Here is a 14,737-nt window from a genome sequence, read left to right as displayed (position 1 = left end):
CCATGCACGACGTTCGATATTCCTATCTGCTCGAGCAATTCTCCGACCCGGCACCGATCCTGGCCGAGATCGGCCGACTGGTGGCGACCGGTGACTTCACCCTGGGCAAGCCGGTCGCTGAATTCGAACGGCGCTTTTCCGAGCTGATCGGCGTGCGTCACGCCATCGGCGTCGGATCGGGCACCGATGCGCTCAAGTTGCCGCTCAAGGCGCTCGGCGTCGGCCATGGCGACGAGGTCATCACGGCCGCCAACACCTTCATCGCCACCGTCGGCGCCATCGCCGAGACCGGCGCGACGCCGGTGCTGGTCGACTGCGACGACTCCTTCTGCATGAACGTCGACTACGTCGAAGCCGCGATCACCGAAAAGACCAAGGCGATCATGCCGGTTCAGTTGACCGGCGAGGTCACCGACATGGGCAAGCTGATGGCGATCGCCCAGCGTCACAACATCCCCGTCGTCGAGGATTCCTGCCAGGGCATCCTGTCGGAGTTCGCGGGAAAACGGTCCGGCACACACGGTATCGCGGCCGGCTTCTCGCTGCATCCGCTCAAGAACCTCAACGTCTGGGGCGATGCCGGCGTCGCCGTCACCAATGACGACGGGATGAACGAGCGGCTTCGCCTGATCCGCAACCACGGCATGAAGAATCGCGACGAGATCGCGATTCTCGGCTGCAATTCGCGGCTCGATTCCCTCCAGGCGGTCGTCGGCAACTGGCTGATCGGCCAGACCAGCGAGATCACGCGCCGTCGGATCGAGAACGCGGCCTATTACGATGCGGGCCTTGCCGGTCTGCCCGGCCTGCGGATTCCGCCGCGCCGGCCCAACGTCAAGCACGTCTACCATCTCTACATGGTGTTCGCCGAGCGCCGCGACGAGCTCTACAAATACTGCCTGGACAACGGCATCGAAGCGAAGATCCACTATCCCATCCCGCTGTATCAGCAGGAAGGCCTCAAGCACCTCGGCTACGCGCCGGGCACCTTCCCGGTCACCGACCGCCACGCCCAGGAAGTCATCAGCTTCCCCGTCGACCAGCATCTGACGCGGGCGCAACAGGACCGCGTCATCGAGATCGTTCGGAAGTTCTGCCATGGACGCTGACACCGGCCGCCGGAGCATCGGTTACGTCAATCTTCCCGCGCAATTCGAGGAAGAGCGCGTTGAGATCATGCAGGCGGTCGAGGGCGTGTTCCGGCGCGGCGATTTCATCGGCGGCGCGGCCGTTGCGAAGCTCGAAGAGGAGCTCGCCACCTATCTCGGCTCGCCGCATGTGGTGGCGCTGAATTCCGGCACCGATGCGCTGATCCTGTCGTTGCGGGCGCTCAACATCGGCCCCGGGGACGAGGTGATCACCCCGCCGAATTCGTTCGTGGCGTCGACCGCCGCCATCATCGCAGTCGGCGCCACGCCAGTATTTGCGGACGTGCTGCCGGACCAGAATATCGATCCGGCCGCGGTCGAGGCCGCCGTCACTCCGCGGACCAAGGCAATCATGCCGGTGCACCTGACCGGGCGTATGGCCGACATGAACCCGCTGATGGCGATTGCGGCCAAGCACGCTCTCGCCGTGATCGAGGACAGCGCACAGGCCGTCGGCTCGACTTATGACGGGCGGATGAGCGGGACCATCGGAACGTTCGGCTGCTTCTCCGCCCACCCGCTGAAGAACCTCAATGCCGCGGGCGACGCCGGCTTCGTCGTCACCGCCGACGCCGAGCTTGCCGCGAGAATTCGCCGCCTGCGCAATCACGGTCTGATCAATCGCAGTGACGTTCAGGAATGGGGCATCGTGTCACGCCTCGACACGGTCCAGGCCGAGGTGCTCCGGATTCGCTTGCGTCACCTGCCCTCTGTCATCGAACGCCGGCGCCGCAACGCCGCGCAATACCGCGCCGAGCTCGCCGGCCTTCCCCTGTTCATTCCGGTTTGCCGCAACATCGAGTTCAACACCTTCCACACCTTCGTCGTGCAGACGGACCGTCGCGACGACCTCCAGAAATATCTTGCCGACAAGGGTATCGAGACCGCGATCCACTATCCGGTACCGATCCACCTCCAGGAAGCGGCGGCGCATCTTGGCCACGGTCGCGGCGCGTTCCCGGTCACCGAGCGGCAGGCGGATCAGATCCTCACGCTTCCCATCAACCAGTTCCTCTCGACCTCGGACATCAGCTATATTTGCGCGACGGCCCGGGAGTATTTTGCATGACGGACACGGCTTTCCTCGAGGCCGATGAGCAGGCATTGGCGCAACGCTTCATCGACGATGGCTTCGTCACCACGCCGGCCGACGATCGCGCCGGGCTCGATCGGATCCAACGGCGCGCCGCCGAGCTCGCGGCGGATTATCTGAAGCTGCCACACGGCAACGACCCCTACGCGATGCTCGACACCATCCACACGCGGGTGAGCGTAGATGACCTCAACGGCCTGCGGCTGCACGTATTTAACGGTCTCAACGCCGAGCCCTGGTTCCGGCCGACCTATTTCCGTCTGGCGCGCTCGACGATCGAGACCATCGTCGGCAACGAGCTCTGCATGCAGCGCCGCGTCAATCTCAGCATCCAGCTACCGGGAGACGATTCGTCGCTGCTCGCCACCCATTCCGACGTCTGGTCGGGCGACTCGCCGTTCGAGGTCGTGGTGTGGGTACCGCTGGTCGACGTCCACCGCACCAAATCGATGTATCTGCTGCCGCCATCCCTGAACGGCAACATGCAGGACCGGATGGCCAGCCTGCGCAGCGCCGAGGAACTCTACCAGACCATCAAGCCGCACGCGACTTTCATCGAGATTCCCTACGGTCACGTGATGCTGTTCAACCAGACCCTGATGCACGGCAATCGCATCAACGAGGAAGCCGGCTCGCGCTGGAGCATGAACTGCCGTTTCAAGAGCATCATGTCGCCCTACGCGGACAAGCGATTCGGCGAATTCTTCGAACCGATCCTGTTGCGCCCGGCGACACGTGTCGGCATGCAATACAAGCTCCCGGGAGGCTTCCATGGCTGAGCGAGCCGGCCATCGCGGCTATATCGGCGCCCGGCCATTGAACGGCAGCCGTACCCCGCAGCACGTCCAGAACATCGTGATCCGCGACTATGCGCGACGGAAGAATCTGCATTATCTGCTCAGCGCCGCCGAGCACACCATGCCCGGCAGCTACATGGTGCTTGAGGACATCCTGGACGAGCTGCCGCGGTTGCGCGGCCTGATTCTCTACAGCATCTTCATGCTGCCGCCCGACGAGGCACGGCGGCGGGAGATCTATGACCGGGTGCTGAGCGAGGGCTGCGATCTGCACGCGGCCGTCGAGGAGATCACGCTGTCCTCGCGCGACAACATCCAGGCCGTCGAGGACATCCTGCTCGTCAACAAATTCGCGACCATCCTGTGACGATGCTGCGGACCGGTTGAGGACAATGGCCGAGATCAACCTGCTCCAGCCGATGCACGCATCGACCAAGCGGAACTACGTTCAACGGGTCGTCGAGCACGACAAGGCGGAATCCGCCACTGTCGCGCGGCAATGGGGACACGACTATTGGGACGGCGACCGCCGTTATGGCTACGGCGGCTACCGCTACGACGGACGCTGGCGCCCGCTCGCCCAGACCCTGATCGACCGCTATGGCATCAAGCCCGGGATGAGCGTGCTCGATGTCGGCTGCGGCAAGGGCTATCTGCTCTACGAATTCACCCAGCTGGTCCCCGACCTCACCATTGCCGGCATCGACATCTCCGACTATGGCATCGCCAACGCCAAGGAGGAGGTGCGGCCGCAATTGAAGGTCGGCAGCGCCGTCGAGCTCCCCTACTCCGACCACAGCTTCGATCTCGTGGTGTCGCTCGGCGTGCTCCACAATCTTCCGCTCGAGGACGTCTTCCGAGCAGTGTCGGAGATCGAGCGCGTGGGGCGCGGCGCCTCGAAATATCTGATGGTGGAATCGTTCCGCAACGAGCGCGAGAAGGCGAACCTGCTCTACTGGCAGCTCACCTGCCTGAGTTTCCATGGTCCGGAGACGTGGGCCTGGATCTACGACAAATGCGGCTACCGGGGCGACCATGGGTTCATCTTCTTCGAATGAAGCAACGGGCCTGCGCCGGCCGGCCTCGTTGCGGGCGCAAAATCCCGAAGTGTATTATTCGGACGACGCCATCGTCACGGCGGACGACGCCACGATCGCGGAGCTGAAGCGCATCGCCGCAGGCAATCCGCGTCTGCGCAGCCGGCTGTGCACGCATCCCGATCCTTCGTCCGGCCTGCACGAGATGCTGATCGTGCATCACCGCGAGGCCTATGTGCGGCCTCACAAGCATTTTGGCAAACCTGAATCGTTTCACCTGATCGATGGCACTGCGCAGGTCGTGATCTTCGAGGACGACGGCCGCATTCGCGACGTGCTCGAGATGGCGCCGTACGGCCGGGGCGTGCTTTGCTATTACCGGATGCCCGAGCAGGTTTTTCACTCGATCCTGATCACCTCGGAGTGGCTGGTGTTTCACGAAACCACCGCCGGTCCGTTCGATCCCTCCCGCACGGCATTTCCCGACTGGGCACCGGATGGCGGCGATGCCGCGGAAGTGCAGGTCTATGTCACTAGGACCGGTGCGCTCGCCGCGGAGCATCTGGCCCATCGCCATGCTTCACGAGCCAATCCAGCAGAGGTTCCTATTCGATGACTGATCATTGCCGCCTCTGCCACTCGACCCATTTGCGCCCGGTCATCGACCTCGGACAGATGCCGATTGCGCATCGGCTTCGGCACAGCCGCGACGAACAGGAGGAGCGGTATCCGTTCGAGGTGCTGGCTTGTGGCGAATGCGGCCTGCCCCAGATCGTCAAGCCAATCGATCCCGACATTCTGTACCGGCAGTTCAACTACAATTTCAGCAGCTGGAAGCCGGAGCCGCACCAGGTCGACGAACTCGATACCATCGCCAAATTCTCGGCCCACCAATCCGTGTTCGAGATCGGATGCAATGACGGCCTGTTCATGGACAGGCTTCGCGAACGCGGTGCGAAGATTTTGGTGGGCGTCGAGCCCAACCCGGTGTCGGGCAAGATCGCCCGCGAGCGCAGCATCAAGGTCTATGCCGACATGATCAGCCCGGCGCTGTGTCACGACGCGGTCGCGGAGGCCGGCAAGTTCGACCTCGTCGTCTCACGACAGGTGCTCGAACACATCGTCGATTTCGAGAATTTTTTTGACTGCGTGAAAATCGCGCTGCGCGACGACGGTCTGCTGTTCATCGACGTGCCTGATTTCGCGCCCGGCTCGACCGCGGGCGACCTCTCGGTCCTGTGGGAGGAGCACGTCAGCTACTTCACCGAGCCGACGCTGCTCGCGCTGCTGGCGCGCCACGGCTTCGAAGCGGTCTCGGTGAAGAAGTACAATTTCAGCGGCGGCAGCCTCGCGATCGCAGCGCGACGTACGACGCGCGACGTTACGGCCCCGCCCGCGCCGTCTGGCGTCGGCGAGAGGTTCGGCCAGCGCGCAAGGGAGTACGGCGCGCGTCTTCGCCCGATCCTCGCCAAGGCCCGCGCCAACGGCGCCGAGATCGCCATCTACGGCGCGGGCTGCCGCGCCTGCACCTTCACCAATGCCCATGAACTCGCGGATCTCGTCGACCTCTCGGTCGACGACCAGAAGGAGCGCCAGGGCTTGTTCCTGCCCGGCACCGGGATTCCGATCCGCCCGCCGGAGGACCTCGCCGGCAAGTCGGAACCGCTCGTCTGTCTTCTGGCCGTGAACCAGGAGAATGAAGACAAGGTCGGCAGCCGGCTGCGCGAAAACGTGAAGCGTCCGCTCCACATCGTTTCGATCTTCGCGCCATCGGACATCTGGAGCGAGCTCGATCGCCTCGAGGCCGCCGCAGGGTCGCGGCATGGCTGAGGACAAGCTCTTCAACTATTACGAACGTCAGGACGTCCTGCCGACGTTCGGCAATTTCAAATCCGCCGCCGAACTCGAAGCCTATGCCGGCCTGCGGCGTGAGTTGTTTTCCGACAAGCTGGTGCTGCCGCCGCGGTTGTTCCGCGACGCAGACGTGCTCGAATTCGGCCCCGATTCCGGCGAGAACGCGCTGGTGTTTGCCGGCTGGGGCGCAAACATGACGCTCGCCGAGCCGAACCGGCATGCGCACGCGAAAATCCAGGCTTATTTCGCGCATTTCAACCAGGCCCAACGTCTCCGCGAACTCCTATCGTTCGACGTCGAAGGATTTCACAGCGATCGCCGTTTCGACATCATCGATGCCGAGGGATTCATCTACACAGTGCAGCCGACCGAAAATTGGCTCGGCATCTTTCACCAGCTGCTCAATCCGGACGGTTACGCCGTCGTTTCCTACTACGAGCGCTACGGCGGCTTCTTCGAGCTCGCGCTCAAGGCGATTCATGCGGCCGGCAAGGCACTGACGGGCCGTCCCGGACTCGAAACGGCGAAGCTGCTGTTCGATGCAAAATGGAGCAGCATTCCGCACACGCGCAGCTTCGAATCCTGGCTGATGGACGTGCTCGAAAATCCGTTCGTCCGGCACCGCTACTTCCTCGACGCGGGCGCCTTGTGCACGGCGGCGCACGAGCAGGGATTCGATATCCATTCGGCTTGGCCCGCCTATCGCGACAGCCTGGATGTCTACTGGCACAAGAAGGTCCTGCCCGATGACGAGAAGCTGCGGCGCGCGACGCGCCACCTCGGCCGCAGTCGTCTGAGCTTTCTCGGCGGCCGGAAGCTCTATCTGGCCGGCAAAACCGAAGCGGTCGACGCGATCTCGGCTTCGATCGAGACATTGGTTGCCGATGTCGATGCGATGATCGACGATCCCTTCGGCGACAGCCTGCCCCGTGCGATCGCGAGCCTCGCGTCACTGCGCGAGACGATTCCGGCGACAGATGTTCTCGCCGACGATGCGTCCGACATCGACGCCATCATTGCGACCCTCGACAGTTTCCACCGTATCTTTGGCGCGATCGGGCGACGGGATGCGTCCACAGTCATAGCCCTCACCCAATCCGACCAGGCGTTCATCAACACCTGGGGACAGCCGGCGCATTTCCTCGTTCTCCGGAAACGCTTCGAGGGGTCCTAGCAAGTGAGGCCAGGCATTGGCATCGTCGGAACGGGCATGGTCGGTCAGATGTGCCACCTCGCCAATTTCGCCGCCAACCCCACCTGCCGCGTTGTCGCGATTGCGGATCTGCGGCCTGATCTCGCCGCCGCAGCGGCGCAGAAATTCGACATCGCCCGGGTTTACGGTACGCACCGGGAATTGCTGGCGGATAGCGAGGTGTCGGCCGTCGTCGTCGTGACGAAGCGTCGCGCCACCGGCCCGATCGTGCTGGATGCATTGAACAGCGGTCGCCATGTGCTCTCGGAAAAGCCGATGGCCTACACCACGGCTCAGGCCGTTTCACTGACCGAGGCGGCGCGGCGGCACAACCTCGTCTACAGCATCGGCTACATGAAGCGTCATGATGCCGGGGTGGCGCGCGCGATTGCCGAGTTGGCGCGCCTGCGAGCGGATCAATCGCTTGGACGGATTGTTGGCGCGCGAGGCTGGTGCTTCGGTGGCAGCACGGGCCGGTCGCAGGACAATTTCGTCATGACCGGCGAAGTGCGGCCGGACGGGCTCGAGCTCTGGCAGGACGGCCCCGACTGGATGCCGGGCGCGATGCGACCCGGCTACGACAATTTTCTGAACGTGTTCAGCCATATCATCAATCTCGCGCGCTACGTGCTCGGATCGTCACCGACAGTTGCGGAAAGCACCGTCGAGACCTCGGGCGCGGCGACCGTGACACTCGACTTCGACGGCGTCGCCTGCGCGCTGCAACTCGCGAATGAATCCGAAGGCGTCTGGCGCGAGGGGCTGAGCATCGAATTCGAGCGGGGCACGCTGACCATCGAATTGCCCCCGCCTTTTGCCGAGCAGGAGGCGGAGGTCATCCTCGATCAGCAAGGACAACGCACGCAATTGCCGCGCGACACGAGCTGGGCGTTTCGGCGTCAGGCCGATGCATTCGTCGCCGATATCGTGGAACAGAGGACGCCGTTGGCGTCCGGCGAGGATTCCGTGGCCGACATCGCCCTTGCGGAGGCGATCTGGAAAGCGCGGGTCGGTCGCTAGGTTTCACGCCGTCCGGCGGCAATATCCGGGCGATGGCTGATCGCCCACGTTCCAGCTAAGTGTTTGATTTCGCTGGCAGGAGTGGCAGGGCTCGAACCTGCGACCCCCGGTTTTGGAGACCGGTGCTCTACCAATTGAGCTACACTCCTACGGACCCTGCGTTGCCGCCCGGATCAGGCCGCTTTGAAGCACAGGGGGCGGCCGGATTGCAAGGCCGGATTGCAAGGGTGAAGCGCGCTGGCTTCGCTTGTTTGTGCCGCGCCTTCTGGGCCACAGTCCGCTCCGAACAATAATAAGCACCGGGAGTGCCCATGACTGCCCAAGCCTTTGCGACTGCCCAAGCGTCCGCGACAGCCCCTCGCCCCTCGACCCCGCCGAAGACCCCGCCTCTGCCGGAATCCCGCCCCGAGACGCTCGGGCTGTCGCGCCCGCGCCTCCAGGCCATGTCGGACGCCTTCAAGCGCGAGATCGACAAGGGAACCGTGCCCGGCGTCACCGTGCTGGTGGCACGGCACGGTCAGGTCGGCTGGTTCGAGGCGCTCGGCAGACAGAGCCCGACAGGCGCAGCGCCGATGGCGCATGATTCGATCTTCCGTATCTTCTCGATGACCAAGCCGATCGTGTCGGTCGGCATCATGACGCTGGTCGAGGACGGCCACCTGCTCCTTGCCGACCCCGTCGCGAAATTCATCCCGGAGTTCGCCAACCAAAAGGTCGGCGTGGTCAGCGGCGGCAAGCTGGAACTGGTTCCGCCAAAGCGCCCGATGACGGTGCAGGACCTGCTCCGCCACACCTCTGGCCTGACCTACGAGCACCAGGGCGACGGCCCCGTGCACAAAATCTACCAGGACTCGCGGGTGCGCAGCCGCAAGATCACCAATGCCGAGCACGCCGCCTTGGTGGCGAGCTTCCCCCTGGTCTGCCATCCCGGCGACGAGTTCAACTACAGCCGCTCCACCGACATCCTCGGTCGCATCATCGAGGTTGTCAGCGGCAAGTCGCTCGGCGCGTACCTCGCTGAGCGCATTCTTACGCCCTTGCAGATGGCCGAGACCGGCTTTGCGACAGCGGAGGCCAATGCCGGCCGGCTCGCCGAGCCGTTCGCAGCCGATCCCTGGACCGGCGACAAGGTCGCGCTGTTCAACATGCTCGAGCAGCCAATCATGGAGTCCGGCGGCGGCGGCCTCGTCTCGACCACCATGGACTATGCCCGCTTCGCGCTGATGCTGCGCAATGGCGGCACGCTCGACGGCAACAGGATCATCGGCCGCAAGACGCTGGAGCTGATGGCCTCCGATCATCTCGGACCTCACGTCGTGACCAACGGCACTCTGCTGTCACCCGGCCATGGTTTCGGCCTCGGCTTCGCGGTGCGCCGCGATGCCGGCATCGCGCCCTTCCCCGGCAGCGTCGGCCAGTTTTTCTGGAGCGGCATTGCGGGGACGTTCTTCTGGATCGATCCGAAGGAGGATCTGTTCGTCGTGTTCATGAGCCAGGGCCCGGGACAGCGCGATTTTACGCGAACGCTGGTGCGGGATCTGGTGTACGCGGCGGTGGATTGAGACGGCGCCGCTATGCGCGGCGCTGCATCCACATTTTCGCTGTCATGCCCCGGCTTGACCGGGGCATCCAGTACGCCGCGGCGGATCTCGTGGGAGCGAGCTCTGCAACGAAGGCCGCGGAGTACTGGATCGCCCGCCTTCGCGGGCGATGACAGCTACTGGGGCCTCAGCTGATCGTCGCGCCGCCGTCGATCACCATGGTCTGGCCGGTCATGAAGTCGCCGGCCCGCGAGCCCAGGAACACCGCGGCGCCCGCGATCTCGTCGGGGACGCCGATGCGCAGCAGCGGCGAGCGCGCGGTCGAGGCTTTCAAATTCTCCGGATTGTCCCACAACGCTTTCGCGAAATCGGTCTTGATCAGGCCCGGCGCGATGCAGTTCACGCGGATGTTGTGCGGGCCATATTCGCAGGCCAAATTGCGCGCGAGCTGCATGTCTGCGGCTTTCGAGATCGCGTAGGCGCCGAGGATGGTCGAGCCTTTCAGGCCGCCGATCGAGGAGACGATGATGATCGAGCCGTCCTTGCGCTCGATCATCTGCGGCACCACCATCGAGATCAGCCAGTTGTTGGCGACGATGTTGTTGTCCAGGATCTTCCTGAACTGATCGTCGGAGATGCCGGCGAGCGGGCCGTAATACGGGTTCGACGCGGCGTTGCAGACCAGCACGTCGATCTTGCCGAAGGCGCGGTTGCTCTCGTCGATGAGGTTTTGCAGGTTTTCCTTCGAGGAGATGTTGGCGGCGATCGCAACCGCCGTGCCCTTGCCGAACTTGTCGTTGATGCCCTTCGCGACCTGGTCGCAAACGTCGGCCTTGCGCGAGGAGATCACCACCTTGGCGCCGTGCTCGGCCATGCGCTCGGCGATCGCAAGCCCGATGCCGCGCGTCGAGCCGGTGATGACGGCGACTTTCCCCTTCATGTCGAACAAGGTCATGTGTCTCTCCCAGAGTACGTTTTGATTGCTTGAAGCTTACGCCGCATCCGCGCGACCGGGCAATTGCTCAGGCGAGCTTCTTGACTTCCGGTCCCGCGGGTTGATGCATCGCCGCATGCGCGTCGTCCGCGATCCACGGCTGCTGGTTCACCATCGGCAGCCGCCAGACGCTGCGCTCGGGGCTTGCGAAATAGTCGAGCCGCGTCACCGAGCAATTGTCGATATCGAACGCGAGCCCCCGCTCCGGCTGATTGTCGAGCGCCAAGCCCAGCGCCGCCTTGATGGTGCCACCATGTGCAACCGCGATCACGTCCTGCCCGGCGGCCTCATTGTTGATCCGCTCGATGGTGCGGCGGGCACGGTTGTAGAGATCCATGAAGCTTTCGCCGCCGGGCGCAGGCTCGTTGATATCGGCAAACCAGCTCGAGCCGACGGGACGGCTGGCGATGAACTCGGCGCGGTTCATGCCCTGCCAGCGGCCGAGATTTTGTTCGGCGAGGTCCGCTTCCCATTTCATCGATGCAGGCCTCGGGAAGCCCGCTGCCCAGATCGCTTCGGCAGTCTGATGCGTGCGCATCAGATTGCTCGAATACCAGACCGCCTTGCGTGGCAGCACCTTGGCAACAGCATTGAAGACGTAGGTATCGCTGGTGTCGCAGGCGAGATCGGACTGACCGTAGATGTTGCCGCCGTCATTGCGCACGGGCGCGTGACGGACCCACCACCAGCGTGTCGTGACCACTTTGGGCTTGTCTGCACCTGCCATCGAAACCCTTCCATCCCGTTTGATGTCGCTGTACGTCAGTAGTGAACGTGTCTCAAGACACTTTACCGTTTGAAATCTTGTTTGAAATTCCGTCGCGCGGCAAGCGTCGCGTGCCAACCAAAGGGAGAAACCGCATGGGCCGTCTGCAAGGCAAATCCGTCATCATCACCGGTGCCGGCAGCGGCATCGGCCGCGCGGCTGCGCTGCTGTTCACCAGGGAAGGCGCCAGGCTGATCGCGGTCGATCGCAGCGAGGCGGTGAAGGAGACGGTCGACGAGGTAAAGAAGGCCGGCGGTGTCGCGGAAGCGATGGTGGCGGATGCCGGCTCCGAAAAGGACGTCATTGCCGTGATCGACAAGGCGGTGAAGATGCACGGCCGGCTCGACGTGATCTGGGCCAATGCCGGCGTCTCCGGCGGACTCGTCCCGCTCGGCGAGCAGACCGTCGAGCAATGGCAGGAGGTTTTGCGCATCAATCTGATCGGGCCGTTTCTCGCGGTGAAGCATGCGATGCCGCACATGGTGAAGCAGCAGTCCGGTGCGATCGTGCTGACCGCATCCGTCGCGGGCCTCAAGGCCGGCGCCAGCGGTCACCCCTATGCCGCGAGCAAGGCCGGCGTCATCTCCCTGGTGCAGACCACGGCGTATTCGCTCACCGGCACCGGTGTGCGCATCAACGCAGTGTGCCCGGGCCTGATCGAGACCGGCATGACCAAACCGATCTTCGACCGCGCCAAGGAGCGCGGCACCGCCGACAAGATCGGCCAGCTCAATCCGCTCAAGCGCCCCGGCCAGCCGCACGAGCTCGCCGCGATGGGACTGTTTCTGGCCAGCGACGAGGCGTCGTATGTCAATGGCCAGGCCTTCCCGGTGGACGGTGGCCTCACGGCGTCGATGCCGTATACGGGGAAACCGGTTTAGCGCAACTGCTTCAGCACCGTCGTTGCGAGCGCAGCGAAGCAATCCAGAATCTTTCCGCGGCGGCAGACTGGATTGCTTCGCTGCGCTCGCAATGACGGAGTCTTTGGATGGCAGCGTCACGCTTCCATTCACATTCTCGATCGCAGATGCACCTTCGCATCCTCGCGGCTTGTTCGCCCGAGCTTTGCTTTGGTCGTCTCACCCAGACGGCATACGCCGCTTCCGAATTTCGGAAAAGTTTCGCCGCCGCGCGATGGGCCACGGCTCGCGTGTTTTGCTCGACGGCAACGCAAGGCGTTGCAGGCTCGGATTTGTGCTGGTTTGCCCTACCACCCGCAACATTGGTATGGTTCGTGCAAGCACTTCAGCTTCCATTCCCCTGACAAGAACGTGAAAATGCCAAGCTCAAGACCCGACCGTATTCGCAAGCTGCTCGCCGACCTCGTCGGCTTCGACACGATCAGCGATCGCTCCAACCTGCCCCTGATCGCGCATATCGAGAGCTATCTCGCCACGCTCGACGTCAAGGGTGAGCGCATCGTCGACGAGACCGGACAGAAAGCCTCGCTATGGGTCACCATTGGACCCGAGGACTGCCCGGGCCTGGTGCTGTCGGGTCATACCGACGTGGTGCCCGTGGTCGGCCAGGACTGGAGCCACGATCCGTTCAAGCTGATCGAGCGCGACGGCAGGCTCTATGGCCGCGGCACCACCGACATGAAGGGATTCGTCGCGGTGTGCCTCGCCATGGTGCCAGAGATGCTGGAAGCGAAGCTCGCGACACCGATCCATCTGGCGATCTCCTATGACGAGGAGATCGGCTGCGTCGGCGTGCGGCCGATGCTGCGCGAGGTCGCGAAGAAACGGATCAAGCCACTCGGCGCCTTCATCGGCGAGCCGACCGAGATGAAGGTCATCATCGGCCACAAGGGCAAGCACGGCGTGCGCGCGACGTTCAAGGGGCTCGCCCGCCACTCCTCGATCGCGCCCGAGGGTGTCAACGCCATCGAATACGCCGCCGAGCTGATCGTCGAAATCCGTCGCCGCGCCGTGGCGCTCGCAGCCGTGCGAGCGGCCGACAGCCTCTACGACGTTCCGCACTCGACGCTGCTCACCAGCATCGTCCATGGCGGCGCCGCGCTGAACATCGTCCCTGATACTTGTACGGTGGATTTCGAATGCCGCGGCATCGGCACTACGGAGTCGCGCGAGGTGACGGATGCGATCGTCGCCTGGGCCAAGGCGAAGATCGAGCCAGCGATGAAGAAGCAGCATCCGGACTGCGGCATCGATTTCGAAGAGATCCTCGACTACCCTGCGCTCGACACGGCGGCCGATGCGACAATCGTCACGCTGGCCAAGAGCCTCGCGGGGCGCAACGACCACGCCAAGGTCGCGTTCGGCACCGAGGCAAGCCTGTTCGCCAGCATGGCCGATATCCCGTCCGTCGTGATTGGCCCCGGCTCGATCGCGCAGGCGCACACGCCGGACGAGTTCGTGGAAATGGCGGAGCTGGAGAAATGCGCCGGCTTCGTGGAGAAGCTGATCGCGCATTGCGTGAAGGGGTAAGGCTTCTCCTCGTCATTGCGAGCGAAGCGAAGCAATCCAGAATGGTTCCGCGGGGGCAGTCTGGATTGCTTCGTCGCAAGAGCTCCTCGCAATGACGGGAGTATGTGGGGCACCGCGTATCCCACGTGAGCGGTGCGCCTCATCGCTCCTGCAAGGCCAGCCGCACACCGACGGCGCAGTAGATCGTCCCGGCCACCTTGCCCTGCCATTTCACGACGGCCGGATGGCGGCGTAGCAAATTGCCGAGGCGGCCGGCGCCGACGGCGAACACCACCGTACTGAGGAGGCCGAGCAACACGAACACAGCGCCGAAGAGCGCGAGCTGTAGCGTCGTCGAGCCGTGTTCTGGACGGACGAACTGCGGCAGGAACGCGAGGAAGAACAGCGCGGTCTTGGGATTGAGCACTTCGGTCAGCACGGCCTGCCGGAAGGCCCGCGCTGCGCTGATCGCGGGCGCACCGCCATTCACCTCGATCGGCGCCTTGTCGAGCATGGCGCGAACGCCGAGATAGATCAGGAAGCCTGCGCCCGCGTATTTGACGACGCTGAACAACAGCGCCGACGTTGCAATGATCGCAGAGAGGCCGACGATTGCCATGGTGGTGTGGACCACGTCGCCAGCCGCAATTCCCGCGCCCGTCGCGATGCCGACCCTGGTTCCCGAGCTCGCGGCGCGCGCCATGGTGAGGAGCGTCGCCGGACCGGGAATGAAGACGAAGCCGAGGACGATGAGGATGTAGGTGATGAGCGTCGTGTGGTCGATCATGCGGGTATCTCTCTCGTCATTCTGTCCCGTGTCCGGGACACGAGAGGAACGCAAGCAAAGGCGCGGCCGCCGGCAGCGC

The 14,737-nt window shown here is 63.9% G+C and carries 15 protein-coding genes and 1 tRNA gene; 12 read left to right on the top strand and 4 right to left on the bottom strand.

What is annotated here, in order from left to right; translation table 11 throughout:
- Positions 1-2 precede the first annotated feature (2 nt).
- Genes IVB48_RS00970 through IVB48_RS00930 form a run of 9 tightly spaced genes read left to right on the top strand, consistent with a single transcriptional unit; the run spans position 3 to position 8,141 of the window.
- Positions 3-1,109: a DegT/DnrJ/EryC1/StrS family aminotransferase gene (locus IVB48_RS00970; RefSeq protein ID WP_247396587.1), complete on the top strand. Its 1,107-nt coding sequence runs from the start codon at positions 3-5 to the stop codon at positions 1,107-1,109.
- Positions 1,099-2,217 carry a DegT/DnrJ/EryC1/StrS family aminotransferase gene (locus IVB48_RS00965; RefSeq protein ID WP_247396585.1) on the top strand — a complete coding sequence of 373 codons (1,119 nt, stop codon included), beginning with the start codon at positions 1,099-1,101 and terminating at the stop codon, positions 2,215-2,217. Before IVB48_RS00970 ends, IVB48_RS00965 begins: the two co-directional genes overlap by 11 nt.
- Positions 2,214-3,020, top strand: coding sequence for a sporadic carbohydrate cluster 2OG-Fe(II) oxygenase (locus tag IVB48_RS00960; protein WP_027567508.1), 807 nt, complete (start codon positions 2,214-2,216; stop codon positions 3,018-3,020). The genes IVB48_RS00965 and IVB48_RS00960 overlap by 4 nt, the downstream gene beginning before the upstream one ends.
- Positions 3,013-3,405 carry an LIC12192 family sporadic carbohydrate cluster protein gene (locus IVB48_RS00955; RefSeq protein WP_247396583.1) on the top strand — a complete coding sequence of 131 codons (393 nt, stop codon included), beginning with the start codon at positions 3,013-3,015 and terminating at the stop codon, positions 3,403-3,405. The genes IVB48_RS00960 and IVB48_RS00955 overlap by 8 nt, the downstream gene beginning before the upstream one ends.
- Before the next feature lie 25 nt (positions 3,406-3,430).
- Positions 3,431-4,096 (top strand): class I SAM-dependent methyltransferase, encoded by a 666-nt coding sequence (locus IVB48_RS00950; RefSeq protein WP_247396581.1) that lies wholly within the window; start codon positions 3,431-3,433, stop codon positions 4,094-4,096.
- Entirely contained in the window at positions 4,074-4,691 is a 618-nt protein-coding gene (locus tag IVB48_RS00945) for a WbuC family cupin fold metalloprotein (protein WP_247396579.1), read from the top strand. The genes IVB48_RS00950 and IVB48_RS00945 overlap by 23 nt, the downstream gene beginning before the upstream one ends.
- Complete coding sequence (locus tag IVB48_RS00940; RefSeq protein ID WP_247396578.1) at positions 4,688-5,905, top strand: class I SAM-dependent methyltransferase; 1,218 nt, start codon at positions 4,688-4,690, stop codon at positions 5,903-5,905. The genes IVB48_RS00945 and IVB48_RS00940 overlap by 4 nt, the downstream gene beginning before the upstream one ends.
- Positions 5,898-7,103 (top strand): class I SAM-dependent methyltransferase, encoded by a 1,206-nt coding sequence (locus tag IVB48_RS00935; protein WP_247396575.1) that lies wholly within the window; start codon positions 5,898-5,900, stop codon positions 7,101-7,103. Before IVB48_RS00940 ends, IVB48_RS00935 begins: the two co-directional genes overlap by 8 nt.
- A gap of 3 nt (positions 7,104-7,106) precedes the next feature.
- Entirely contained in the window at positions 7,107-8,141 is a 1,035-nt protein-coding gene (locus IVB48_RS00930; RefSeq protein WP_247396572.1) for a Gfo/Idh/MocA family oxidoreductase, read from the top strand.
- 73 nt (positions 8,142-8,214) lie between these two features.
- On the opposite strand, the gene IVB48_RS00925 is transcribed toward IVB48_RS00930, so the two are convergent.
- A tRNA-Trp gene (locus tag IVB48_RS00925) sits at positions 8,215-8,290 on the bottom strand.
- 162 nt (positions 8,291-8,452) lie between these two features.
- Between IVB48_RS00925 and IVB48_RS00920 the strand changes: the two genes are divergently transcribed.
- On the top strand, positions 8,453-9,703 hold the full coding sequence (locus IVB48_RS00920) for a serine hydrolase domain-containing protein (protein WP_247396570.1): 1,251 nt from the start codon (positions 8,453-8,455) through the stop codon (positions 9,701-9,703).
- Positions 9,704-9,869: 166 nt separating this feature from the next.
- Here the strand turns inward: IVB48_RS00920 and IVB48_RS00915 are convergent, their stop codons facing one another.
- Positions 9,870-10,637 (bottom strand): SDR family oxidoreductase, encoded by a 768-nt coding sequence (locus tag IVB48_RS00915; RefSeq protein WP_027567516.1) that lies wholly within the window; start codon positions 10,635-10,637, stop codon positions 9,870-9,872.
- A gap of 67 nt (positions 10,638-10,704) precedes the next feature.
- Positions 10,705-11,403, bottom strand: coding sequence for a histidine phosphatase family protein (locus IVB48_RS00910; protein ID WP_027567517.1), 699 nt, complete (start codon positions 11,401-11,403; stop codon positions 10,705-10,707).
- 134 nt (positions 11,404-11,537) lie between these two features.
- Between IVB48_RS00910 and IVB48_RS00905 the strand changes: the two genes are divergently transcribed.
- Complete coding sequence (locus IVB48_RS00905) at positions 11,538-12,323, top strand: SDR family oxidoreductase (RefSeq protein WP_247396567.1); 786 nt, start codon at positions 11,538-11,540, stop codon at positions 12,321-12,323.
- Positions 12,324-12,719: 396 nt separating this feature from the next.
- Positions 12,720-13,892, top strand: a complete 1,173-nt coding sequence (gene argE / locus IVB48_RS00900) for an acetylornithine deacetylase (RefSeq protein WP_247396564.1) — start codon at positions 12,720-12,722, stop codon at positions 13,890-13,892.
- A gap of 139 nt (positions 13,893-14,031) precedes the next feature.
- Here the strand turns inward: argE and IVB48_RS00895 are convergent, their stop codons facing one another.
- Positions 14,032-14,658 (bottom strand): LysE family translocator, encoded by a 627-nt coding sequence (locus IVB48_RS00895; RefSeq protein WP_247396562.1) that lies wholly within the window; start codon positions 14,656-14,658, stop codon positions 14,032-14,034.
- Positions 14,659-14,737 lie beyond the last annotated feature (79 nt).

Source organism: Bradyrhizobium sp. 76 (assembly GCF_023073025.1).
Taxonomy (GTDB): domain Bacteria; phylum Pseudomonadota; class Alphaproteobacteria; order Rhizobiales; family Xanthobacteraceae; genus Bradyrhizobium.
Note: the sequence above shows the minus strand (reverse complement) of the source record. Positions and strands in the feature narration are given on the sequence as shown.